A 22,259-nucleotide genomic window follows, 5' to 3' on the forward strand; every position below is an offset into this window, starting at 1 on the left:
TATCTAAAGATTAAATATGACTGAATCTTTTGCTCAACTCTTTGAAGAATCCCTGAAAGAAATCGAAACCCGCCCGGGTTCCATCGTTCGCGGTGTTGTTGTTGCTATCGACAAAGATGTCGTACTGGTTGACGCCGGTCTGAAATCTGAGTCTGCCATTCCGGCTGAGCAGTTCAAGAACGCCCAGGGCGAGATTGAAATCCAGGTTGGTGACGAAGTTGACGTTGCTCTGGATGCAGTAGAAGACGGCTTTGGTGAAACCCTGCTGTCTCGTGAGAAAGCGAAGCGTCACGAAGCATGGCTGATGCTGGAAAAAGCTTACGAAGAAGCTGCAACTGTAACTGGCGTTATCAACGGCAAAGTCAAGGGCGGCTTCACTGTTGAGCTGAACGGTATCCGTGCGTTCCTGCCAGGTTCTCTGGTTGACGTACGTCCAGTGCGCGACACGCTGCACCTGGAAGGCAAAGAGCTTGAATTCAAAGTAATCAAGCTGGATCAGAAGCGCAACAACGTTGTTGTTTCTCGTCGTGCCGTTATCGAATCTGAAAACAGCGCAGAACGCGATCAGCTGCTGGAAAACCTGCAGGAAGGCATGGAAGTCAAAGGTATCGTTAAGAACCTCACTGACTACGGCGCCTTCGTTGATCTGGGCGGCGTTGACGGCCTGCTGCACATCACTGACATGGCATGGAAACGCGTTAAGCATCCGAGCGAAATCGTCAATGTTGGCGACGAAATCACTGTAAAAGTGCTGAAATTCGATCGCGAGCGTACCCGTGTATCTCTGGGCCTGAAACAGCTGGGCGAAGATCCGTGGGTAGCTATCGCTAAACGTTATCCGGAAGGTACCAAACTGACCGGTCGCGTAACCAACCTGACTGATTACGGCTGCTTCGTAGAAATCGAAGAAGGCGTTGAAGGTCTGGTACACGTGTCTGAAATGGACTGGACCAACAAAAATATTCACCCGTCCAAAGTTGTTAACGTTGGCGACGTGGTAGAAGTGATGGTTCTGGATATTGATGAAGAACGTCGTCGTATCTCTCTGGGCCTGAAACAGTGCAAAGCTAACCCGTGGCAGCAGTTCGCGGAAACCCATAACAAGGGTGACCGTGTTGAAGGTAAAATCAAGTCAATCACTGACTTCGGTATCTTCATCGGCCTGGAAGGCGGCATCGACGGTCTGGTTCACCTGTCTGACATCTCCTGGAACGCAACAGGTGAAGAAGCGGTTCGTGAGTACAAAAAAGGTGACGAAATCGCAGCCGTGGTTCTGCAGGTTGACGCAGAGCGCGAGCGTATCTCCCTGGGCGTTAAACAGCTGGCAGAAGATCCGTTCAACAACTACATCTCTCTGAATAAGAAAGGTGCGATTGTTACTGGTAAAGTAACTGCAGTTGACGCTAAAGGTGCTACAGTTGAATTAGCAGAAGGCGTTGAAGGCTACCTGCGCGCTTCTGAAGCTTCACGCGACCGTATCGAAGACGCAACTCAGGTGCTGAATGTTGGTGATGACGTTGAAGCGAAATTCACTGGCGTTGACCGTAAAAACCGCGTTGTAAGCCTGTCTGTACGTGCTAAAGACGAAGCTGACGAGAAAGATGCTATCGCGACTGTTAACAACAAACAGGAAGAAAGCAACTTCTCCAACGCTATGGCTGAAGCTTTCAAAGCCGCTAAAGGCGAATAATCGTCTTTGGGTTCCGGGCATCCTTTGGGCGCCCGGTTCCTGTAGCAAGCTGCCAGACCATTCCAACAGGGATTAACCGGAGGATTAATGACCAAGTCAGAACTTATCGAAAGACTTGCAGCCCAGCAAACTCACATACCGGCGAAAGCCGTAGAGGATGCAGTAAAAGAGATGCTTGAGCATATGGCCACAACCCTTGCTCAGGGCGAACGCATCGAAATCCGGGGGTTCGGCAGCTTCTCATTGCATTACCGTGCGCCGCGCGTTGGCCGCAATCCGAAAACGGGAGATAAAGTGGAACTGGAAGGTAAATATGTTCCGCATTTTAAACCGGGTAAAGAATTGCGCGACCGTGCGAACATTTACGGTTAAGGCAAAATGACGATAAATAAAAAACGACACGCAGTGTCGTTTTTTTTTGTCTTCTGTTTCTGTAAATGCGAGCGGTCTCTCAATGAATTTTTTACGGCTGCAAGCAATAGTATCTCTTTACGTAATAGCTTCCGTTAATCAGCAGCATAGCCTGCGTTAATTCAACCAGTCAGGCATACTCATCCTAAGGTTATAAGGATGAAACCATGCCATATCCACTTCATATTCTTGCGCTGTTATCTGCCACTGCAACGCTTCCCTTACTGTTTTTAGCGCATTTGCCTGAGCTGAATAAACTTATAAGCCTTCTGATAGCTTCCTTACTGTTACTCGCGTTGCCGGTAAAATTTTTCCGTTATCTCGGCATTACAGGCATGCTGGCAGTATGGTCAATGCTGGCGGCGCAGCAGTCGCTGGCGCCGCTCAGTAAGCTAAGCGCCGGAACCGTTACGGCAACGGCTGAAATTACTCAGGTTTTACACGAAAAAGGCAGGCTGGTGGTAAAGCTGCGTGATGATGGCAAGCGGCCATTATTTCCGCCCCTTTATGCCAGCGTGTTAACAGGGCAGCTGAACATGGCATGGTGCGCAGGCCAGCGCTGGAAAATGCGGCTCCGTTTACGACCGGTGCATGGAAACTTGAATGAAGGTGGCTTTGATGCGCAGCATTTTGCGCTGGCAAACAGCGCACCTTTACGCGGGATCCTGGTTGCCGCTGAGCCGCTTGATAGCCGTTGTTCATGGCGACACGACATTATGGCGCATGCCCAGAAGCAATATCAGTTTTTGCCCTGGCATAGCGTTATGACAGCTTTACTTTTCGGCGATCGTCAGGGACTTACGGCAGAAACACGCGCTGTTCTGCGGGATACGGGCATCGCGCATTTAATGGCGATTTCCGGTATGCACATTAGCCTGGCCGCCTCGCTAGGCTGGACTGCGGCAAGAATATTTCAGTTCCTTATGCCTGCATGGCGTATACGCTATCCACTGCCGCTGTTATTCAGTCTGAGTATAGCCGGGATTTACTGCTGGCTGTCGGGCAACGGCCCACCAGCGCTAAGGGCGATGACGGCTTTAACGCTGTGGGCGGTAGTCCGTTTTCAGGGTATCAACTGTAGCAGTTGGCACATTTGGTTGGTCGGTGTGGGCGGGATCCTGTTTTTTGATCCTGTAGCAGTACTGTCAGATAGTTTTTGGCTTTCGGTTCTGGCGGTGGCAACACTATTGTTTTGGTTTCAGTGGTTTCCTTTACCCGCGCGCTGGCGCAACCATAAACGCTGGATGCTTTTACAGCTAATGCATCTACAAACAGGAATGATGCTGTTACTCATCCCTGTTCAGGTTTTCATTTTTCATGGCGTGAGCCTGACATCCTTGCCAGCGAATATCTTCGCGATCCCCATTGTTTCTTTTATTACGGTTCCTGCTCTGCTGCTGGCATTGTTAATGCCCGCAGAGTCTCTGGCATTCCCGCTTTGGTGGTTAGCCAATCGCTCCCTGGCGCTGGTATTTAAGCTTCTCAATTTTTTGCCGGAAGGCTGGTTTTGGCTTGGTAAAAAGGCATTTATTGCCGGTCTGCTGGTATGGCTGTTATTTATCGCTTTTCGTCTGGGCTGGTGGCGGCGGGCGCCGACAGCGTTGTTTGCGGCCTGTTGTGTCCCTTGCTTGTGGCATATCACCAGAGACCAGCCGGAATGGCGCTTTGATATGTTAGATATTGGTCATGGCCTGGCGACAGTAATTTCACGTAATGGGCACGCGTTAGTTTATGACACGGGGAACCGCTGGCCTGGCGGAAGCGCTGCGCAGCAAGCGCTGTTACCCTGGCTAAAGTGGCAGGGACTTACGGTAGATGAGATTATTATCAGCCATCAGCACCTCGATCATATTGGCGGTTTAGATGATATGCAACGTGCCTGGCCTGAAGCCACCATACGCAGCGCGCTTACGCTGCCTGGCCATCAGCCTTGTATAGCCGGCCTGCGATGGCAGTGGCAAAACCTGCATTTTAGTGCGCTATGGCCGTTATCGGTTAACGCTCATGGTAATAACAATGACTCTTGTGTCCTTAAAGTTGACGATGGGCGTTATCAGCTGCTTTTAACTGGCGATCTGGAAGCGGATGCCGAAAAAAACTTACTGAAGCGTAACCGCTGGTCTCTTAAAGCCGATCTGATTCAGGTGCCGCACCATGGGAGCAAAACCTCTTCCTCTCCGGCCTTTTTGCGCAATGTTAAAGGCAGCGTAGCGCTGGCGTCCGTTGCGCGTTATAACGCCTGGCGACTGCCCTCAGCTAACGTTATCAAGCGCTATGGTAAAAATGGTTATCAATGGTTTGATACCGCGCATGCGGGTCAGCTTAGCGTCGAGTTTTATCGTGACAGATGGCAAGTCAAGGGATTAAGAGAACAAATAATGCCCCGCTGGTATCATCAGTGGTTTGGCGTACAGGGGGAATCCAGGTAAAATGAGCGGCTATTTCAAACTATGCTGGTTAAATAATGCATCAAGATAAAGATCTCTCAACATGGCAGACTTTTCGTCGCCTTTGGCCGATGATCGCACCGCACAAAGCGGGACTGATTGTGGCAGCCGTAGCGCTGATCCTCAACGCGGCGGGCGATACCCTTATGCTGTCATTGCTGAAACCTTTACTGGATGATGGCTTTGGTAAGGCCGATAAATCGGTCTTAATATGGATGCCGCTGGCCGTAATCGGCCTGATGCTGGTTCGTGGTGTAACCAGCTATGCTTCAAGCTATTGTATTTCATGGGTTTCCGGCAATGTCGTTATGAATATGCGCCGTCGTTTGTTCAATCATATGATGGGCATGCCGGTCTCCTTCTTCGATCAGCAGTCTACAGGGACGCTGCTGTCGCGCATCACTTATGATTCTGAACAGGTAGCATCTTCCTCCTCCAGCGCGCTGGTGACGGTGGTACGTGAAGGGGCGTCAATTATTGGCCTGTTCATAATGATGTTTTATTACAGTTGGCAGCTTTCGCTGATTCTTATTGTCCTGGCGCCAGTCGTCTCAATGGCTATTCGTACCGTTTCCAAACGTTTCCGCAGTATCAGTAAAAATATGCAGAACACCATGGGACAGGTGACAACCAGCGCAGAGCAGATGTTGAAGGGGCACAAAGAAGTGCTGATCTTCGGTGGGCAGGATGTCGAAGCAAAACGCTTTGATAAAGTCAGTAATCGCATGCGCCACCAGGGGATGAAGCTGGTTTCCGCCTCATCGATCTCCGATCCTATCATTCAGCTCATCGCATCTCTGGCTCTGGCCTTTGTACTGTATGCCGCCAGCTTCCCCAGCGTAATGGATACGCTGACGGCCGGCACCATTACCGTGGTCTTTTCCTCAATGATTGCGCTGATGCGTCCGCTTAAATCATTAACTAACGTCAATGCTCAGTTCCAGCGCGGTATGGCTGCCTGCCAGACATTGTTCTCAATTCTTGATAGTGAACAGGAAGTCGATAACGGCACGCGCGAAATTAAGCGCGCGAAGGGTGATATTGAGTTCCGTAACGTAACGTTTAGCTACCCGGGACGCGATATTCCAGCCTTACGCGATATTAACCTTAGCCTTCCGGCCGGAAAAACCGTGGCGTTGGTTGGGCGCTCTGGCTCCGGTAAATCTACTATCGCCAGCCTGCTGACGCGCTTTTATGATATTCAGCAGGGAGAAATCCTGATGGATGGCCATGATCTGCGTGAATATACCCTGCGTTCACTGCGTAATCAGGTGGCGCTGGTTTCTCAAAATGTGCATCTGTTTAACGATACTATCGCCAATAATATCGCCTACGCGCGTAACGACGTTTACAACCGCGAAGAGATTGAAAAGGCCGCAGAAATGGCCCATGCCATGGATTTTATCCGTAAAATGGAAAATGGCCTGGACACGGTAATTGGCGAAAACGGCGTACTGCTATCCGGTGGACAGCGTCAGCGAATTGCCATTGCCCGCGCGCTGTTGCGTGACAGCCCAATCTTAATTCTTGATGAAGCGACTTCGGCGCTGGATACCGAATCTGAACGCGCTATCCAGTCAGCGTTGGATGAGTTGCAAAAGAACCGCACCTCGCTGGTTATTGCGCATCGTCTGTCAACCATTGAAAAAGCCGATGAAATCGTGGTGGTGGAAGACGGGCGGATTATCGAACGCGGTACGCATGATGAGTTGCTTAGCCGTCAGGGCGCCTATGCTCAGCTGCATAAAATGCAGTTCGGTCAATGATTGAACGCATCTGGAGCGGGCGCTCGCCGCTATATGTGTTGCTACTGCCATTCAGCCTGCTGTATGGCCTGATCGCCACGTTAATCCGGCTTAGCTACCTGCTGGGTCTGCGCCGGGCCTGGCGCGCGCCGGTACCGGTGGTGGTAGTGGGAAACTTAACCGCAGGCGGGAACGGAAAAACGCCGGTGGTTATCTGGCTGGTTGAGCAGCTGCAGCGACAGGGATTGCGCGTCGGCGTCGTTTCACGAGGCTATGGCGGTAAAGCCGCGCATTATCCGCTGGTCCTGTCCTCAGAGACTACCACGCAGGAAGCAGGGGATGAGCCGGTTCTGATCGCCCAACGAACCGGCGCGCCGGTTGCGGTATCGCCGGTGCGTAGCGAAGCAGTCAGCGCTTTGTTGTCCGCAGCTCCACTGGATCTCATTATTACTGACGATGGATTGCAGCATTATGCGCTGGCGCGCGATATAGAAATCGTTGTTGTAGACGGCGTCAGGCGCTTTGGCAATGGCTGGTGGCTGCCCGCCGGCCCGATGCGTGAGCGCGCCGGACGCTTGCGTCAGGTTGATGCCGTTATTGTTAACGGCGGTAAAGCGGGAAAAGGGGAGATCGCAATGGGATTACAGCCCGGCGCAGCGGTAAACCTGAAAACCGGCGCCAGCATGCCCGCCTCGGCATTATCCCCGGTTGTGGCAATGGCGGGAATCGGCCATCCGCCACGCTTTTTTGCTACGCTGCGCCAGCATGCGGTAGACGTTATTCGTACCGTTCCCTTTGCCGATCATCAGGCCTACAGCGAAGCCGCTTTAACCGCATTAACGCCCAATAATGAGACGTTGTTGATGACGGAAAAGGATGCGGTAAAATGCCGCGCCTTTGCGCACGACAACTGGTGGTATTTACCGGTTGACGCTCATCTGTCTGCCTCCGCCGAACCGCTGCTGCAAAAAATCATCGCGCTGTGCCGTTAATTTTTTAACAGCGCTGAGCGGAGCCACTAAACTGGGTGCTATCTGAACGAAAGGAAAAGTTGATGGCGCCCATTTCTCTTTCTCGTCAAACCGCCCGTAACCTGCATCTTGCCGCACAAGGCCTGCTTCATACGCCAAAACGTAAAGCGCGTTATGAAGATCTGCTGGCAGTCATCAGACGCATGTCGCTTTTGCAAATTGATACCATTAATGTCGTTGCGCGTAGTCCTTATCTCGTCGTTTATAGCCGTTTGGGAGACTGGCCGACGGTATGGCTGGAGGAAGCGCTGGCTGCAGGGCATCTGTTTGAATACTGGGCACATGAAGCCTGTTTTATTCCGGCAGAAGATTACCCTTTATTGCGCCACCGAATGCTACAGCCGGAAACCATGGGCTGGAAATACAACGCTGACTGGATGAGGCTGCATGCTGATGAAATTGCCGATCTGCTACAACATATCGCTGAAAACGGCCCGGTGCGATCAGCAGATTTCGCGACGCCTTTATCGCATCAGCCCGGCTGGTGGTCATGGAAACCCCATAAGCGTCATCTGGAAAATCTTTTTACTGCCGGAGAACTAATGGTGGTCGGCAGGAAAAATTTTCAACGCATTTATGACTTGCGACAGCGCGTGCTGCCCGAATGGAACGATGCCTTGCATATGCTCAGCGAACGCGAGGCGCGTGAACAGATGTTGCGTAACAGCGCCCGCAGTCTGGGGATTTTTCGTGCCGAATGGTTGCCGGACTATTATCGACTGAAGCGCGTGGCGCTAAAAGAGACGCTGCAATGCTGGCAGGAAGAGGGATTTGTGGTGCCGGTAATGGTCGAAAATATGGGACTGATGTGGCTGCATCATGATGCGCTGGCTCACCTTGAAGCACCGCTAAAGGCGACGCATACCGCCATTCTCTCTCCTTTCGACCCGCTGGTCTGGCACCGACGCCGGGTGCAGGAGCTGTTTGATTTTGAATATCGCCTGGAATGCTATACGCCTGCTTCTCGACGGCAGTATGGTTATTTCACTCTGCCGCTACTGCATCGCGGTGAATTAAAAGCAAGGCTGGATGCCAAAATGCTGCGCCATGAGCGGATCCTGCAAATAAAAAATCTGTGGCTGGAAGAGGCAACAAAGGTCAATGCGTCGCTGATTAATGATTTGCGCACCACCATTAGTCGCTTTGCCCGCTGGCAGAGTGCTGAGCAGGTGATGCTGGAAAAGGCGCCGGACAAACTGTCGCAGGCGCTGGGCGCAGGATGGGAATTAACCGGTCAGGCGTGACATTATCGCCCCTTTCACGGCTGTGTTATGCTTGCCGCACTAAGGCTTCGGTCTATTACGGAGGAAACATGGATCATCGTTTACTTGAAATCGTTGCTTGTCCGGTCTGTAACGGCAAGCTCTACTACAACAAAGAGCAACAGGAGCTGATTTGCAAACCTGATGGCCTGGCCTATCCGGTTCGTGACGGCATTCCGGTTTTGCTGGAAAACGAAGCGCGTACGCTGTCAGCCGACGAGATACATCCATGAGTTTTGTTGCCATCATTCCGGCGCGCTTTGCATCAACGCGTTTGCCCGGTAAACCGTTAGTGGATATTCACGGTAAACCCATGCTGGTGCATGTGATGGAGCGGGCCATTCAGTCCGGTGCCGAGCGGGTTATCGTCGCAACCGATCATCCTGATGTGGCGGCAGCCGTGACGGCGGCAGGCGGCGAGGTTTGCCTGACGCGCCCCGATCATCAGTCCGGTACTGAACGGCTGGCTGAAGTTGTTGAGCAGTATCAGTTCAGCGATGAAACGATCATTGTCAACGTACAGGGCGATGAACCGCTGATTCCGCCAGAGATTATTCGTCAGGTGGCGCATAACCTGGCCGGATCGGTAGCGGGAATGGCGACTCTGGCCGTGCCGATTACCAGCGCCGAAGAAGCCTTTAATCCGAACGCGGTTAAAGTGGTACGCGACGCGCAAGGTTATGCGCTCTACTTTTCCCGTGCCACTATTCCGTGGGACCGCGAACGTTTTGCGCAGTCGCGTGACAGCATCGGCGACAGCCTACTGCGCCATATTGGTATTTATGCCTATCGGGCGGGCTTTATTCGTCGCTATGTCAGCTGGGAGCCAAGCCAGCTGGAGCAGATCGAGCTGCTGGAACAGCTGCGCGTGCTGTGGTACGGCGAGAAGATTCATGTCGATGTCGCGGAAACCACGCCGGCCGCAGGCGTTGATACCGCTGAAGACCTGGCTCGCGTCCGCGCCGTTTTACGGTAAAACGTGCATTTTTTAGCAAAAGGGGAGAGGCCGCCCGGCTTCTCCCTTGATTATGGTTTGCTTACTCGCTGGCCGTTGTCGGATCGGCGGTGGTTTTTCCATTCAGCCGTTGCCACAGGCCACCAAGCCCTTCATAAATAGCGCGTTCACTATGGCTTAGCCACAGCGGTGAAGGCAGCGCTTTTTCCCACCAGTTAAGCGGCGAATTAATCGCCAGCTGGTTTGCCGGCGCGGCAATCGGCTTCAGTCCCTGATGATGGAAAAAGGTCATGGCGCGAGGCAGATGGTTGGCAGATGTCACCAGTAAAAAAGCGCGCTCCCCGACAATCTGTTTTACCGCTATCGCTTCATCATCCGTATCACGTGGCCGATCGAGCCGAATAATAGCCGTTTGTGGTACGCCCAGTGACATGGCAACCCGCGCGGCGACTTCCGCATTGCTTACCGGATTGGTTAACGCCGGCCCGCCGGTAAAAATGAGTTTCGCGCCAGGGTTCAGACGCCATTGACGTACACCTTCTGTTACGCGCGGCAGACTATTACTGATCAAATTGGAGCTGGGCGCCCAGTCTGGATTCCAGGTATAGCCGCCGCCAAGCACCACTATGTAATCGACAGAGGTGGTTTTATTCTGCGTGGGGTAGCGCTGTTCCAGCGGACGTAACAGGCCATCTGCTATGGGCTGCAAGCTAAAAGCGAACAGCGCCAGCCAGCCAACGGAAATGATAATTTTTCCGCTTTTTTGCCAGCGCGTGAACCAAAGCAGTAAAAGCCCGACTGCAATGACTAAAAGCAGGAGCGGCAAAGGTAACAGCAGGCCGCCAACTATTTTTTTTAGCGTAAAAAGCACGATTTCGAATTCCTTTTGTCCGAAAAAACACCATCTGATAGCCAGACTTTGCATCAAAGGTTCATTCTGAGCCGGGGTATGACAAAATAGACGCCCTGAAACTGCAATCCACCGGAGCTGAGGCATGCAGGATCGTAATTTTGACGATATTGCAGATAAATTTGCGCAAAACATTTACGGTACCACTAAAGGGCGTATCCGTCAGGCGATCCTGTGGCAGGAACTGGATGCGCTGTTAGGCACGCTCCCGGAGCGGCCGCTGCGCATTCTTGACGTCGGCGGTGGTCAGGGGCAAGTCGCCTGTGGGCTGGCAGCGCGCGGCCATCAGGTTTTGCTGTGTGATATTTCCGGTGAGATGTTGCAGCGTGCCCGTGCCAATGCAGAGCAGCAAAATGTGATTGCCAACATGCAGTTTAAACAAATTAGCGCTCAGCAGGTGGCGCAACATTTGGATAAGCCTGCAGATCTGGTATTGTTTCACGCTGTGCTGGAATGGGTCGCCGAGCCTGAAGCGGTCCTGACGGCGTTGTATGATGCCCTGATGCCGGGCGGTATATTATCGCTGATGTTTTTTAATCTGCATGGGCAGATATTGAGTACGGTAGCGCATGGTAATTTCGGCTGGCTGGAAGCAGGCATGAAGAAAGGTAAAAAGAAAACGCTTTCGCCTGATTATCCGCGCGATCCTCACCAGGTCTATCAGTGGCTGCAATCCTGCGGATTTATTATTGAACGCCGCGCCGGTATTCGGGTATTTCACGATTACATGCACGATAAACAACGACGAACAGATGAATTTGATCGGCTATTGGCAATGGAAACCCAATATTGCCGTCAGGAACCTTTTATCAGCCTGGGGCGTTATATCCATGTCACGGCGCGCAAACCCGGCCCGAAGGACTTACTATGAGTGATTTTTCCCAGACCGTCCCGGAACTGGTTTCCTGGGCGCGGAAAAACGATTTTTCCGTTTCGTTACCTACCGAACGTCTGGCGTTTTTGCTGGCTATCGCCACGTTAAACAGCGAGCGTATGGATGGCGAAATGAGCGAAGGTGAGCTGATCGATGCGTTTCGGCACGTCAGTAAAGCCTTTGAGCAAAGCCATGAAACCGTGGTGGTACGCGCAAACAACGCGATTAACGATATGGTTCGCCAGCGTCTGCTTAATCGCTTTACCAGCGAGCTGGCGGATGGCAACGCGATCTATCGTTTAACGCCGTTGGCGATCGGCATTACCGATTACTATATCCGCCAGCGCGAATTTTCCACTCTGCGTCTCTCGATGCAGCTCTCTATTGTCGCACAGGAACTCAAACGCGCGGCGGATGCGGCGGAAGAGGACGGTGATGAATTTCACTGGCATCGCAACGTTTTCGCGCCGCTCAAATATTCCGTTGCGGAAATCTTTGACAGCATCGATTTAACCCAGCGTCTGATGGATGAGCAGCAGCAAACGGTGAAAAATGACATCGCTGAACTGCTGAATCAGGACTGGCGGGCGGCTATCTCCAGCTGTGAACTGCTGCTTTCAGAAACCTCCGGCACCCTGCGTGAATTACAAGATACGCTGGAAGCCGCGGGCGATAAGCTCCAGGCCAATCTGCTGCGCATTCAGGATGCCACGCTCGGCAGCCCGGATCTCGGCTTTGTCGATAAGCTGGTGTTCGATCTGCAGAACAAACTCGATCGTATTATCAGCTGGGGCCAGCAGGCAATCGACCTGTGGATAGGTTATGACCGCCACGTTCATAAATTTATTCGTACCGCGATCGATATGGATAAAAACCGCGTTTTCGCGCAGCGTTTACGCCAGTCGGTTCAGAACTATTTCGAACAGCCCTGGGCGCTCACCTATGCCAATGCCGATCGCCTGTTCGATATGCGCGATGAAGAGATGACGCTGCGCGATGAAGAGGTAACCGGCGAGCTGCCTTCTGAGCTGGAATACGAAGAATTTAATGAAATCCGCGAACAGCTTGCAGCGATGATCGAAGAAGCGCTGCAAATTTACAAAGCGGAAAATAAACCGCTTAACCTTGCCGAGGTGATGCGGGATTATCTGGCGCAGTATCCACGGGCTCGTCATTTCGACGTGGCGCGCATTGTCGTCGACCAGGCGGTGCGTTTAGGCGTGGCGGAAGCTGATTTCTCAGGGTTGCCGGCGCAATGGCAGCCCATTAATGATTACGGAGCCAAGGTGCAGGCACATGTCATCGACAAATATTGAACAAGTGATGCCGGTTAAACTGGCACAGGCACTGGCGAATCCGCTTTTTCCCGCGCTGGACAGCCAGCTGCGTGCGGGACGACATATAGGTATTGAAGAGCTGGACAACCATGCCTTTCTAATGGATTACCAGGAATATCTTGAAGAGTTTTATGCCCGCTACAACGTAGAGCTGGTGCGGGCGCCGGAAGGGTTTTTCTATCTGCGTCCGCGCTCCACTACACTCATTCCGCGTTCGGTACTTTCCGAACTGGATATGCTGGTGGGGAAAATTCTTTGTTACCTCTATCTCAGCCCGGAGCGTCTGGCAAACGAAGGGATTTTTACCCAGCAGGAGCTTTATGACGAGCTACTGAGCCTGGCGGATGAGGGCAAATTGCTAAAAGTCGTTAACCAGCGCTCAACGGGCTCCGATCTCGATCGACAAAAACTGCAGGAAAAAATGCGCGCTTCGCTGAGCCGCCTGCGCCGTCTTGGTATGGTGTGGTTTATGGGCAACGACAGCAGTAAATTCCGCATTATGGAATCCGTCTTTCGCTTTGGCGCCGATGTGCGCAGCGGCGACGATCCGCGTGAAGCACAGTTGCGCATGATTCGCGTTGGCGAAGCCATGACGCTCGAAACAGCGGAAAGCAGTGTGGAAGAACAGGATGAGCAGCAACGCCAGGCAGAAACGGCGGAGGATGAAGAGGAATGATTGAACGCGGTAAGTTTCGCTCGCTAACGCTGATTAACTGGAATGGTTTTTTTGCACGCACCTTCGAGCTTGATAATCTGGTCACCACGCTCTCCGGCGGTAACGGTGCCGGTAAATCCACGACGATGGCGGCCTTTATTACGGCAATGATCCCCGATCTGACACTGCTCCATTTCCGTAACACAACCGAAGCGGGTTCCACCAGCGGATCGCGCGACAAAGGGCTGCACGGCAAACTGCGGCCCGGCGTCTGTTACTCGGTGCTGGATGTGGTCAATTCGCGCCATCAGCGGGTGATTGTCGGCGTGCGCCTGCAACAGGTCGCCGGACGCGATAAGAAAGTGGATATTCGTCCTTTCAGCATTCACGGCCTGCCGACCGCGCTGCATCCTACGGAAATGTTGACGGAAACCGTAGGCACCCGTCAGGCGCGCGTATTGCCGCTTAACGAACTGAAAGATCGCGTTGAGGCGATGGAAGGGGTGCAGTTTAAACAGTACAACTCCATTACTGATTACCACAGCCTGATGTTTGAACTGGGCATCGTTGCGCGTCGTCTGCGTTCGGCCAGCGATCGCAGCAAGTTCTATCGCCTGATTGAAGCTTCGCTATACGGCGGGATTTCCAGCGCTATTACCCGCTCGCTGCGCGATTACCTGCTGCCGGAAAACAGCGGCGTGCGCAAAGCGTTTCAGGATATGGAAGCGGCGCTGCGCGAAAACCGCATGACGCTGGAGGCGATTCGCGTTACCCAGTCCGACCGCGACCTGTTTAAGCATTTGATCTCTGAAGCGACCAACTATGTGGCGGCGGATTATATGCGCCACGCTAACGAGCGCCGCATTCATCTGGATAGCGCGCTGGCGTTGCGTAACGATCTGTTTACCAGCCGTAAGCAACTGGCTGCCGAACAGTACCGCCACGTTGAAATGGCGCGCGAGCTGGCGGAACACAGCGCGGCCGAAAGCGATCTGGAAACCGATTATCAGGCTGCCAGCGACCATCTTAATTTGGTGCAAACAGCGGTGCGTCAGCAGGAGAAAATCGAGCGCTATGAGGCCGATATTGACGAGCTGACCTATCGGCTGGAAGAGCAGAACGAGGTCGTAACCGAAGCGCGGGAAATCCAGGAAGAGAATGAGGCGCGTCGGGAAGCGGCGGAGCTGGAAGTTGATGAGCTAAAAAGCCAGCTGGCGGATTACCAGCAGGCGCTGGATGTCCAGCAAACGCGTGCTATTCAGTATCAGCAGGCGCTTCAGGCGTTACAGCGCGCCCAGGAGATTTGCCGTCTGCCTGAACTGAACGTGGATAACGCGGAAGAGTGGCAGGAAACATTCCAGGCGCGCGAGCAGGAAACGACAGAAAATCTGTTGCTGCTTGAGCAGAAAATGAGCGTTGCTGAGGCGGCGCACAGCCAGTTCGAACAGGCGTTCGAACTGGTATGTAAAATTGCCGGCCCGGTCAGTCGCAGCGAAGCCTGGCAGACCGGACGGGAACTGTTGCGTGACGCGGCTAACCAGCGCCATCAGGCCGATCAGCTTGCCTCGCTGCGTATGCGCCTGTCCGAAATGGAACAGCGTCTGCGCGAGCAGTATGAAGCTGAGCGTTTGCTTAATGAATTTTGCAAACGTCAGGGCCAGCAGTACGACGCTCACGAGCTTGAGGCGTTGCAGCAGGAGCTGGAAGCGCGCATTGAGCAACTTGGACAGAGCGTAGCGGACGCTGGCGAACAGCGCATGATGATGCGCCAGGAGCTGGAGCAGGTACGCGAACGGATCGCGCAGCTGACCGCCCGTGCGCCGCACTGGCTGGCAGCGCAGGAGATTCTGACGCAGCTTAGCGAGCAGACCGGCCAGCCGCTGGAAAGCAGCCAGCAGGTGACTGAATTTATGCAGCAGCTGCTGGAACGCGAGCGTGAAACCACGGTTGAGCGTGATGAAATAGCGGCGCGCAAGCGTGAAACAGAACAGCAAATTGAGCGCTTAAGCCAGCCCGGTGGTTCAGAGGATCCGCGGCTCAATGCGCTGGCGGAGCGTTTCGGCGGCGTGCTGCTTTCAGAAATTTACGATGATGTGACGCTGGAAGACGCGCCTTACTTCTCGGCGCTGTATGGGCCGTCTCGTCATGCCATCGTGGTGCCCGATCTTTCACTGGTGCGCGAACAGCTGGACGGCCTGGAAGATTGCCCGGAAGATCTCTATCTGATCGAAGGGGATCCGCAATCTTTTGATGACAGCGTTTTCAGCACGGAAGAGCTGGAAAAAGCGGTGGTTGTGAAGGTTGCCGAGCGCCAGTGGCGCTACTCGCGTTTTCCTAAGGTGCCGCTGTTTGGCCGCGCTGCCCGTGAAAAACAGCTGGAGCTGTTACATGCCGAACGCGAGCAGCTGGCGGAAACCTATGCCACGCTCTCGTTTGACGTGCAAAAAACGCAGCGCCTGCATCAGTCCTTTAGCCGTTTTATCGGCAGCCACCTGGCCGTCGCGTTTGAAGAAGATCCGGAAGCGCAAATTCGTCAGCTAAACGCGCGTCGTGGGGAAATCGAACGTGCGCTAAACGCTCATGAAAGCGAAAACCAGCAGCATCGTCAGCAGTTCGAGCAGGCGAAAGAGGGCGTGGCACAGCTGAACCGCCTTTTGCCGCGCGTCAGTCTGCTCCTTGATGAGACGCTGGCCGATCGTTGTGAAGAGCTGCGTGAGCTGGTAAGCGAAGCGCAGGAAGCCGCGCGCTTTATTCAACAGCACGGCAATCACCTGGCGCGTCTGGAACCGCTGCTGTCGGTGCTGCAAAGCGATCCGCAACAGCATGAGCAGCTCAAAGCTGATTATCAGCAGGCGCAGCAGGCACAGCGCGAAGCGCGACAGCAGGCCTTTGCTATCACCGAAGTCGTGCAGCGTCGCGCACATTTTAACTATGCGGACTCCGCCGGTATGCTTACCGGCAACAGCGATCTAAATGAAAAACTGCGTCAGCGTCTGGAACATGCGGAAGCGGAACGTGCGCGGGCGCGTGAACAGTTGCGCGAGCATCAGGTAAAACTGACGCAGTATTCGCAGGTGCTGGCTTCGCTAAAAAGCGCTTACGATGCCAAGCGCGATATGCTGAAAGAGTTGCAACAGGAGATGCAGGAGATTGGCGTCCAGGCGGACTCCAGTGCTGAAGAGCGCGCCAGAATACGTCGCGATGAGCTGCATAATGCCTTAAGCCATAACCGTTCTCGCCGCAATCAGTTGGAAAAACAGCTGACATTCTGCGAAGCGGAAATGGATGGCCTGCAGAAGAAACTGCGTCGCCTGGAGCGTGATTACCATATCAGCCGTGAACAGGTCGTGACCGCTAAGGCAGGCTGGTGCGCTGTGATGCGTTTGGTGAAAGATAATGGCGTCGAACGCCGACTGCATCGCCGTGAACTGGCCTATCTGGGCGGTGATGAGCTACGTTCAATGTCGGATAAAGCGCTGGGCGCGCTGCGTCTGGCGGTGGCCGATAATGAACACCTGCGTGATGTGCTGCGCCTTTCGGAGGATCCAAAGCGGCCTGAGCGTAAAATTCAGTTTTTTATCGCCGTGTATCAACATCTGCGCGAACGTATTCGTCAGGACATCATCCGTACCGACGATCCGGTTGAAGCTATCGAACAGATGGAAATCGAGCTGAGCCGTCTGACTGAGGAGCTGACCGCACGCGAGCAGATGCTGGCTATCAGCTCGCGCAGCGTAGCGAACATTATTCGTAAAACCATTCAGCGTGAGCAAAACCGCATTCGTCAGCTTAACCAGGGGCTGCAAAGCGTTAGCTTTGGTCAGGTACGCAGCGTTCGCCTGAATGTGAACGTACGTGAAAGTCATGCGACGTTGTTGGATGTGCTGTCTGAACAACATGAGCAGCATCAGGATCTGTTTAACAGCAATCGCCTTACCTTCTCTGAAGCGTTGGCGAAGCTCTGGCAGCGTCTCAATCCACAGATTGATATGGGACAGCGCACGGCACAAACCATCGGCGAAGAGTTGCTGGATTACCGTAACTACCTGGAAATGGAAGTTGAGGTTAACCGTGGTTCGGACGGCTGGCTGCGTGCTGAGAGCGGGGCGCTTTCAACCGGTGAGGCGATCGGTACCGGGATGTCTATTCTGGTGATGGTTGTACAGAGCTGGGAGGAAGAGGCGCGCCGTCTGCGTGGTAAAGATATTAGCCCGTGCCGCCTGCTGTTTCTTGATGAAGCCGCGCGTCTCGACGCCAAGTCTATTGCTACCCTGTTTGAACTCTGCGAACGTCTGGAAATGCAGCTTATTATTGCCGCGCCGGAAAATATCAGTCCGGAGAAAGGCACCACCTATAAGTTGGTGCGTAAGGTCTTTAATAATACTGAACATGTCCATGTTGTTGGATTGAGAGGTTTCTCTGCCGATCCGCTGCCTGGCGCAACGACATCGCCTTCCGGGCAGGACCAGCTGGAGGACGAAAAAACGCAGGTATAAATGTGGTAAAACTGTTGCCCCGCGTTTAATCTAATCAACGGCATTTGCTCTATGAGACAAATGCCGTTGTTCGTTTATATACTTATTATAATAATTAACAATCTTGACGGTTTGTTAACCGTGAACCAAAACTGGCAGGGGGCAAGGATGTTGCTGGCAAAATGTAAGGCACTGAAAAAAACAACGCTGGCCTGGGCTATCGTAATCAGCCTGTTACAGGTATGTACTGCTGAAGCGGCTATTATTACGGCCGTGCCGGGAGAACGGGCCAGTGAAACCATGAGCGCTGCGGCGAGCCAACAGCAAATGCTGGCCGCATTACCGCAAGGCGTTAAACCATTCTATACCGGCACGCTGGCCTCCTTGTATGCTGCGCGCCATATGCAGCCGGTATGGCAGGACAGAGAGGCAGTACAGCATTTTCAACAACAGCTGGCCGAAGTCGCTATCTCAGGTGTTCAGCCGCAGTTTACTCAGTGGGTACAGTTATTAACCCGTTCCGATATTACCGGTATGGCGCGCGATATTATTTTGTCGGACGCTATGCTCGGTTATCTGCAATTTGTCGCTAACGTGCCGAAGCAGGGCGAGAACTGGCTTTACAGCCGCGTACCTTACAAAATGGCATTGCCGCCGCTCTCGGTAACCAATCAATGGCTGTCGGCAGTAGATAACGGCAATTTAGCCAGCTTCGTGAATTCGTTGGCTCCTCAACATCCGCAATATGCACCTATGCATAAAGCGTTAAAACAGCTGCTGGCGGATAATCGTCCGTGGCCACAGTTGAAAGATAAGCAGACGCTGCGGCCTGGGCAGGTAAGCGATGATGTGCCTGCGCTTGAAGAGATTTTGCAGCGTACCGGTATGTTAAAAGCTGAAGATGTACCGGCACCTGATGAGGATGCCGTTGCTACTTCGGATGTCAGCCACAGCGATCAATCTTTTACCGTCAGTCCTTCGGCAGCTAACGTGACTGATATGGCTACCTCTACGCCGACTAATCGGGGTAATGTTGCGCCTTCACAGCCGGTGGCAGCAAGCAGCAATATTTATAGCCCAACGCTAATCGAAGCCGTTAAACGCTTTCAGCGCTGGCAAGGGCTTGAGGCTGACGGCGCCATTGGCCCACGCACGCGGGAGTGGCTAAATGTTTCACCTCAGTTGCGCGCCTCGCTGCTGGCATTGAATATACAACGTCTGCGTTTATTGCCGGATGATATGCGCAATGGAATTATGGTCAATATTGCCAACTATTCGCTGGTCTATTACGCCAACGGCAATGAAATTCTCTCTTCCCGTGTCATTGTCGGGCGTCCCGATCGTAAGACGCCTCTGATGCGTAGCGCTTTAAATAACGTGGTATTAAATCCGCCCTGGAATGTTCCCACTACGCTGGTACGTCAGGATATTATTCCTAAGGTGAAACGCGATCCCTCTTACCTGTATAAGCACGGGTATACATTACTTTCCGGCTGGAGTAATGATGCAGAAGTTATCGATCCGAGCATGATTGACTGGAGCATGGTTTCCGCTGCAACTTTCCCGTATCGAATTCGCCAGGCTCCCGGCGCCAATAACTCCCTGGGACGCTTCAAATTTAATATGCCCAGCTCGGATGCCATTTATCTACATGACACGCCGAACCATAATCTTTTCCAGAAGGATATAAGGGCGCTGAGTTCCGGCTGCGTACGCGTTAATAAAGCCTCAGAACTGGCCAATTTGCTGTTACAGGATGCCGGCTGGAATAATGCGCGTATCTCCAGCAGCCTGCAGCAGGGCGACACCCGTTACGTTCCGATTCGACACCGGATCCCGGTCAATCTCTTTTATCTTACCGCCTGGGTATCCGATGATGGTATGACACAGTTCCGCACAGATATTTACAATTATGATACTACCGCTCAGTCAGGTACGCGTATCCTGACTCAGGCCGGTCAGCTCATGCTTTAATCCTTGATTCGTTAAACTTTTCTCCGATAGCCTGCAATTGCAGGCTATCGTCTTATATATCCCTTCTCCGTTTATCTTCACATTACTGCCGTTTAGTACCTTGACGTGTTTAAAAGTGGCGGTTATGGTGCGGGCTTGTGTACTTTTTACACGCTTCGCTTTCTTTTTGCAGGTAAACGCATTTTATGGCTAATTTTGATTCACAACGTCGTAAGCTGCTGGTTTTAGGTGGTGCGGCAGCTGGGCTTGCGCTGCTGCCAGGTTCAGCTCTTGCCTCAGTTTCGACTTCTCGCCCTCGTATACTTACGCTTAATAATCTTCATACCGGTGAAACCCTTAAAACCGAGTTTTTTAATGGGAAAAGTTACGATAAGGATGAGTTGGCGCGGTTGAATCATTTTTTCCGTGATTATCGGGCTAATAAGGTTAAGAGTATCGATCCCGGTCTGTTTGATCAGCTTTATCGTCTCCAGGCCATGCTGGAAACTCGCAAGCCCGTACAGCTTATTTCTGGCTACCGCTCATTAGCGACCAATAATATGCTGCGTGAAAAAGGCAGCGGCGTGGCGAAACATAGCTACCATACGCTTGGGCAAGCCATGGATTTTCATATTGAAGGAATTTCTCTGAGCAATATTCGTAAAGCGGCGCTGAAAATGCGTGCTGGTGGTGTAGGATATTATCCACGTAGTAACTTTGTGCATATTGATACCGGGCCGGTGCGCCACTGGTAATGCAGAGAATACCCCGACGGCTTTTTGACCGGGCGGGTCATGGAGCTTTATGGATTATCATATTATTCCCGTTACGGCATTTGCGCAGAACTGTTCGTTGATCTGGTGTAGTGAAACGCGCGAGGCGGCGCTAGTCGATCCGGGCGGCGATGCGGAACTGATTAAACAACAGGTTGAAGCGCAGAACGTTACGGTAAAATCAGTGCTGCTTACCCATGGACATCTTGACCATGTGGGCGCAGCCGCTGAACTGGCTGCCCATTATGGCGTGCAGATTATTGGTCCGCATAAGCAGGATGCGTTTTGGCTGGAGGCGCTGCCGGTGCAGAGTCAAATGTTTGGACTGGCGGAATGCGCGCCACTGGTCCCCGATTGCTGGCTGGAAGAGGGTGAAAGCGTACAGGTGGGTAATACGAGACTGGAAGTCTTACATTGCCCTGGTCATACACCTGGCCATATCGTCTTTTTCGATCGTGCAGGGCGCTTATTAATTTCCGGCGATGTGATTTTTAGCGGCGGCGTAGGCCGAACTGATTTTCCGCAGGGCGATCATCAGGCCCTGATCGATGCTATTAAAAATAAATTACTGCCGCTGGGCGATAATATTACCTTTATTCCTGGCCATGGCCCTCTGTCAACCCTGGGACGTGAACGGATCAGTAATCCTTTTTTAATTTGATTATAAAAAATGGGCCGCCTGGCCCATTTTTTACAGCAGAACTTACAGAACCGCCACGATAGCTTCGCACAGCGCCGCCATATTATCTGGCGTCATACCTGCCACGTTAACACGTCCTGAATTGACGGCATAAACGCCAAATTCTTCGCGCAGACGAATAACCTGATCTTTATTTAACCCGCTAAAAGAGAACATGCCGTTTTGACGAATGATAAAGCTGAAATCACGGTTAGCGCCTTTCTCCTGCAAGGTATTAACAAACAGCTGGCGCATACGATGAATACGCTGACGCATGTCGGTTAATTCCTGCTCCCAAATTGCACGCAGCGCGTCATTGCCAAGAATAGTCGCAACAACGGCGGCACCGTGAGCGGGTGGGTTAGAGTAGTTTGCGCGAATGGTATATTTTACCTGGCTGAAGGCAGTATCCGCGACGCTGCTGTCAGCGGCAACCAGCGTGAAAGCGCCCACGCGTTCGTTATACAGGCCAAAGTTTTTGGAATAGGAACTGGCGACAATCAATTCGCTATGGCTGGCAGCAAAAATACGTAAACCTTCCGCATCTTCTTCCAGACCGCGTGCAAAGCCCTGATAGGCAAAGTCGAATAACGGCAGCCAGCCGCTCGCTTTAGACAGCTCCGCCAGTTGAGCCCACTGTTCTGCCGTTGGATCAATGCCGGTTGGGTTATGGCAGCAGCCATGGAACAGCACTACGTCACCCGCTTTTGCGCCACGCAGACTGGCAAGCATAGCGTCAAAATCAAGCTGGTGATTCGCAGCGTCATAATAATCGTATTCGCACACTTCGAGGCCAGCGGAATGGAATACATTTTTATGGTTTGGCCAGCTGGGATTGCTGATCCAGACGCGCTTCGCGCTGGTCTGAGTTGCCAGAAAATCAGCGGCTACGCGCAGGGCGCCGGTGCCGCCAGGCGTCTGGGCTGTACGAGCGCGTTTGGCGCTGATAATTGCACTATCCGTGCCAAACAGTAAGGCCTGAGTACAGCGAGCAAAGTCTGCCAGGCCATCAATGCTGAGGTAATTTTTTGTGGTTTCGTTTTCCAGCAGATATTGCTCGGC

Annotated in this window: 17 protein-coding genes; 15 read left to right on the plus strand and 2 right to left on the minus strand. The window is 52.8% G+C overall.

The window, feature by feature from the left end; translation table 11 throughout:
• Positions 1–16 precede the first annotated feature (16 nt).
• From rpsA to kdsB, 8 genes are all read left to right on the plus strand, one after another.
• Positions 17–1,690 (plus strand): 30S ribosomal protein S1, encoded by a 1,674-nt coding sequence (rpsA, locus tag P3C52_RS05050; RefSeq protein ID WP_275554104.1) that lies wholly within the window; start codon positions 17–19, stop codon positions 1,688–1,690.
• 87 nt (positions 1,691–1,777) lie between these two features.
• The gene (gene ihfB, locus P3C52_RS05055) at positions 1,778–2,062 is read left to right on the plus strand and encodes an integration host factor subunit beta (protein WP_038627039.1); all 285 of its coding nucleotides are present in this window, start codon (positions 1,778–1,780) and stop codon (positions 2,060–2,062) included.
• A gap of 206 nt (positions 2,063–2,268) precedes the next feature.
• Entirely contained in the window at positions 2,269–4,530 is a 2,262-nt protein-coding gene (locus P3C52_RS05060) for a ComEC family protein (RefSeq protein ID WP_275554105.1), read from the plus strand.
• A 35-nt stretch (positions 4,531–4,565) separates the two neighbouring features.
• Complete coding sequence (msbA, locus tag P3C52_RS05065) at positions 4,566–6,314, plus strand: lipid A ABC transporter ATP-binding protein/permease MsbA (RefSeq protein ID WP_275554106.1); 1,749 nt, start codon at positions 4,566–4,568, stop codon at positions 6,312–6,314.
• The gene (lpxK, locus tag P3C52_RS05070; protein WP_275554107.1) at positions 6,311–7,285 is read left to right on the plus strand and encodes a tetraacyldisaccharide 4'-kinase; all 975 of its coding nucleotides are present in this window, start codon (positions 6,311–6,313) and stop codon (positions 7,283–7,285) included. The genes msbA and lpxK overlap by 4 nt, the downstream gene beginning before the upstream one ends.
• A gap of 62 nt (positions 7,286–7,347) precedes the next feature.
• A complete protein-coding gene (locus P3C52_RS05075) occupies positions 7,348–8,568 on the plus strand; it encodes a winged helix-turn-helix domain-containing protein (RefSeq protein WP_275554108.1) in 1,221 nt (406 codons plus the stop codon).
• 68 nt (positions 8,569–8,636) lie between these two features.
• Positions 8,637–8,819 carry a Trm112 family protein gene (locus tag P3C52_RS05080; protein WP_038627028.1) on the plus strand — a complete coding sequence of 61 codons (183 nt, stop codon included), beginning with the start codon at positions 8,637–8,639 and terminating at the stop codon, positions 8,817–8,819.
• Positions 8,816–9,562, plus strand: a complete 747-nt coding sequence (gene kdsB, locus P3C52_RS05085; protein WP_275554109.1) for a 3-deoxy-manno-octulosonate cytidylyltransferase — start codon at positions 8,816–8,818, stop codon at positions 9,560–9,562. Before P3C52_RS05080 ends, kdsB begins: the two co-directional genes overlap by 4 nt.
• A 61-nt stretch (positions 9,563–9,623) precedes the next feature.
• On the opposite strand, the gene elyC is transcribed toward kdsB, so the two are convergent.
• Entirely contained in the window at positions 9,624–10,412 is a 789-nt protein-coding gene (gene elyC / locus P3C52_RS05090) for an envelope biogenesis factor ElyC (protein ID WP_275554110.1), read from the minus strand.
• A gap of 124 nt (positions 10,413–10,536) precedes the next feature.
• On the opposite strand from elyC, the gene cmoM reads away from it, so the two are divergent.
• The 7 genes from cmoM (at position 10,537) to P3C52_RS05125 (ending at position 21,179) form a co-directional block, all read left to right on the plus strand.
• Positions 10,537–11,322, plus strand: coding sequence for a tRNA uridine 5-oxyacetic acid(34) methyltransferase CmoM (cmoM, locus tag P3C52_RS05095; protein WP_275554111.1), 786 nt, complete (start codon positions 10,537–10,539; stop codon positions 11,320–11,322).
• Entirely contained in the window at positions 11,319–12,641 is a 1,323-nt protein-coding gene (gene mukF, locus P3C52_RS05100; RefSeq protein ID WP_275554112.1) for a chromosome partition protein MukF, read from the plus strand. The genes cmoM and mukF overlap by 4 nt, the downstream gene beginning before the upstream one ends.
• A complete protein-coding gene (gene mukE / locus P3C52_RS05105) occupies positions 12,622–13,338 on the plus strand; it encodes a chromosome partition protein MukE (RefSeq protein WP_275554113.1) in 717 nt (238 codons plus the stop codon). Before mukF ends, mukE begins: the two co-directional genes overlap by 20 nt.
• Positions 13,335–17,813, plus strand: coding sequence for a chromosome partition protein MukB (gene mukB, locus P3C52_RS05110; protein ID WP_275554114.1), 4,479 nt, complete (start codon positions 13,335–13,337; stop codon positions 17,811–17,813). Before mukE ends, mukB begins: the two co-directional genes overlap by 4 nt.
• A gap of 147 nt (positions 17,814–17,960) precedes the next feature.
• Positions 17,961–19,766 carry a L,D-transpeptidase gene (gene ldtD / locus P3C52_RS05115; RefSeq protein WP_275554115.1) on the plus strand — a complete coding sequence of 602 codons (1,806 nt, stop codon included), beginning with the start codon at positions 17,961–17,963 and terminating at the stop codon, positions 19,764–19,766.
• A gap of 185 nt (positions 19,767–19,951) precedes the next feature.
• Positions 19,952–20,500: a YcbK family protein gene (locus P3C52_RS05120; RefSeq protein WP_275554116.1), complete on the plus strand. Its 549-nt coding sequence runs from the start codon at positions 19,952–19,954 to the stop codon at positions 20,498–20,500.
• Between the two features lie 49 nt (positions 20,501–20,549).
• The gene (locus P3C52_RS05125; protein ID WP_275554117.1) at positions 20,550–21,179 is read left to right on the plus strand and encodes an MBL fold metallo-hydrolase; all 630 of its coding nucleotides are present in this window, start codon (positions 20,550–20,552) and stop codon (positions 21,177–21,179) included.
• A 42-nt stretch (positions 21,180–21,221) separates the two neighbouring features.
• Here the strand turns inward: P3C52_RS05125 and P3C52_RS05130 are convergent.
• On the minus strand, positions 21,222–22,259 hold a 1,038-nt coding region (locus P3C52_RS05130; protein WP_275554118.1), incomplete at its 5' end, for an amino acid aminotransferase.

The sequence above is a fragment of the Mixta sp. Marseille-Q2659 genome, from assembly GCF_940807255.1.
Taxonomy (GTDB): Bacteria; Pseudomonadota; Gammaproteobacteria; order Enterobacterales; family Enterobacteriaceae; genus Mixta.

What these genes read in the sequence shown, in the direction of transcription:
- cmoM (WP_275554111.1), top strand. Translation starts at nt 10,537, where the DNA reads ATGCAGGATCGTAATTTTGACGATATTGCAGATAAATTTGCGCAAAAC.
- ihfB (WP_038627039.1), top strand. Translation starts at nt 1,778, where the DNA reads ATGACCAAGTCAGAACTTATCGAAAGACTTGCAGCCCAGCAAACTCAC.
- kdsB (WP_275554109.1), top strand. Translation starts at nt 8,816, where the DNA reads ATGAGTTTTGTTGCCATCATTCCGGCGCGCTTTGCATCAACGCGTTTG.
- P3C52_RS05060 (WP_275554105.1), top strand. Translation starts at nt 2,269, where the DNA reads ATGCCATATCCACTTCATATTCTTGCGCTGTTATCTGCCACTGCAACG.
- lpxK (WP_275554107.1), top strand. Translation starts at nt 6,311, where the DNA reads ATGATTGAACGCATCTGGAGCGGGCGCTCGCCGCTATATGTGTTGCTA.
- P3C52_RS05120 (WP_275554116.1), top strand. Translation starts at nt 19,952, where the DNA reads ATGGCTAATTTTGATTCACAACGTCGTAAGCTGCTGGTTTTAGGTGGT.
- P3C52_RS05080 (WP_038627028.1), top strand. Translation starts at nt 8,637, where the DNA reads ATGGATCATCGTTTACTTGAAATCGTTGCTTGTCCGGTCTGTAACGGC.
- P3C52_RS05075 (WP_275554108.1), top strand. Translation starts at nt 7,348, where the DNA reads ATGGCGCCCATTTCTCTTTCTCGTCAAACCGCCCGTAACCTGCATCTT.
- msbA (WP_275554106.1), top strand. Translation starts at nt 4,566, where the DNA reads ATGCATCAAGATAAAGATCTCTCAACATGGCAGACTTTTCGTCGCCTT.
- ldtD (WP_275554115.1), top strand. Translation starts at nt 17,961, where the DNA reads ATGTTGCTGGCAAAATGTAAGGCACTGAAAAAAACAACGCTGGCCTGG.
- mukE (WP_275554113.1), top strand. Translation starts at nt 12,622, where the DNA reads ATGTCATCGACAAATATTGAACAAGTGATGCCGGTTAAACTGGCACAG.
- mukF (WP_275554112.1), top strand. Translation starts at nt 11,319, where the DNA reads ATGAGTGATTTTTCCCAGACCGTCCCGGAACTGGTTTCCTGGGCGCGG.
- P3C52_RS05125 (WP_275554117.1), top strand. Translation starts at nt 20,550, where the DNA reads ATGGATTATCATATTATTCCCGTTACGGCATTTGCGCAGAACTGTTCG.
- mukB (WP_275554114.1), top strand. Translation starts at nt 13,335, where the DNA reads ATGATTGAACGCGGTAAGTTTCGCTCGCTAACGCTGATTAACTGGAAT.
- rpsA (WP_275554104.1), top strand. Translation starts at nt 17, where the DNA reads ATGACTGAATCTTTTGCTCAACTCTTTGAAGAATCCCTGAAAGAAATC.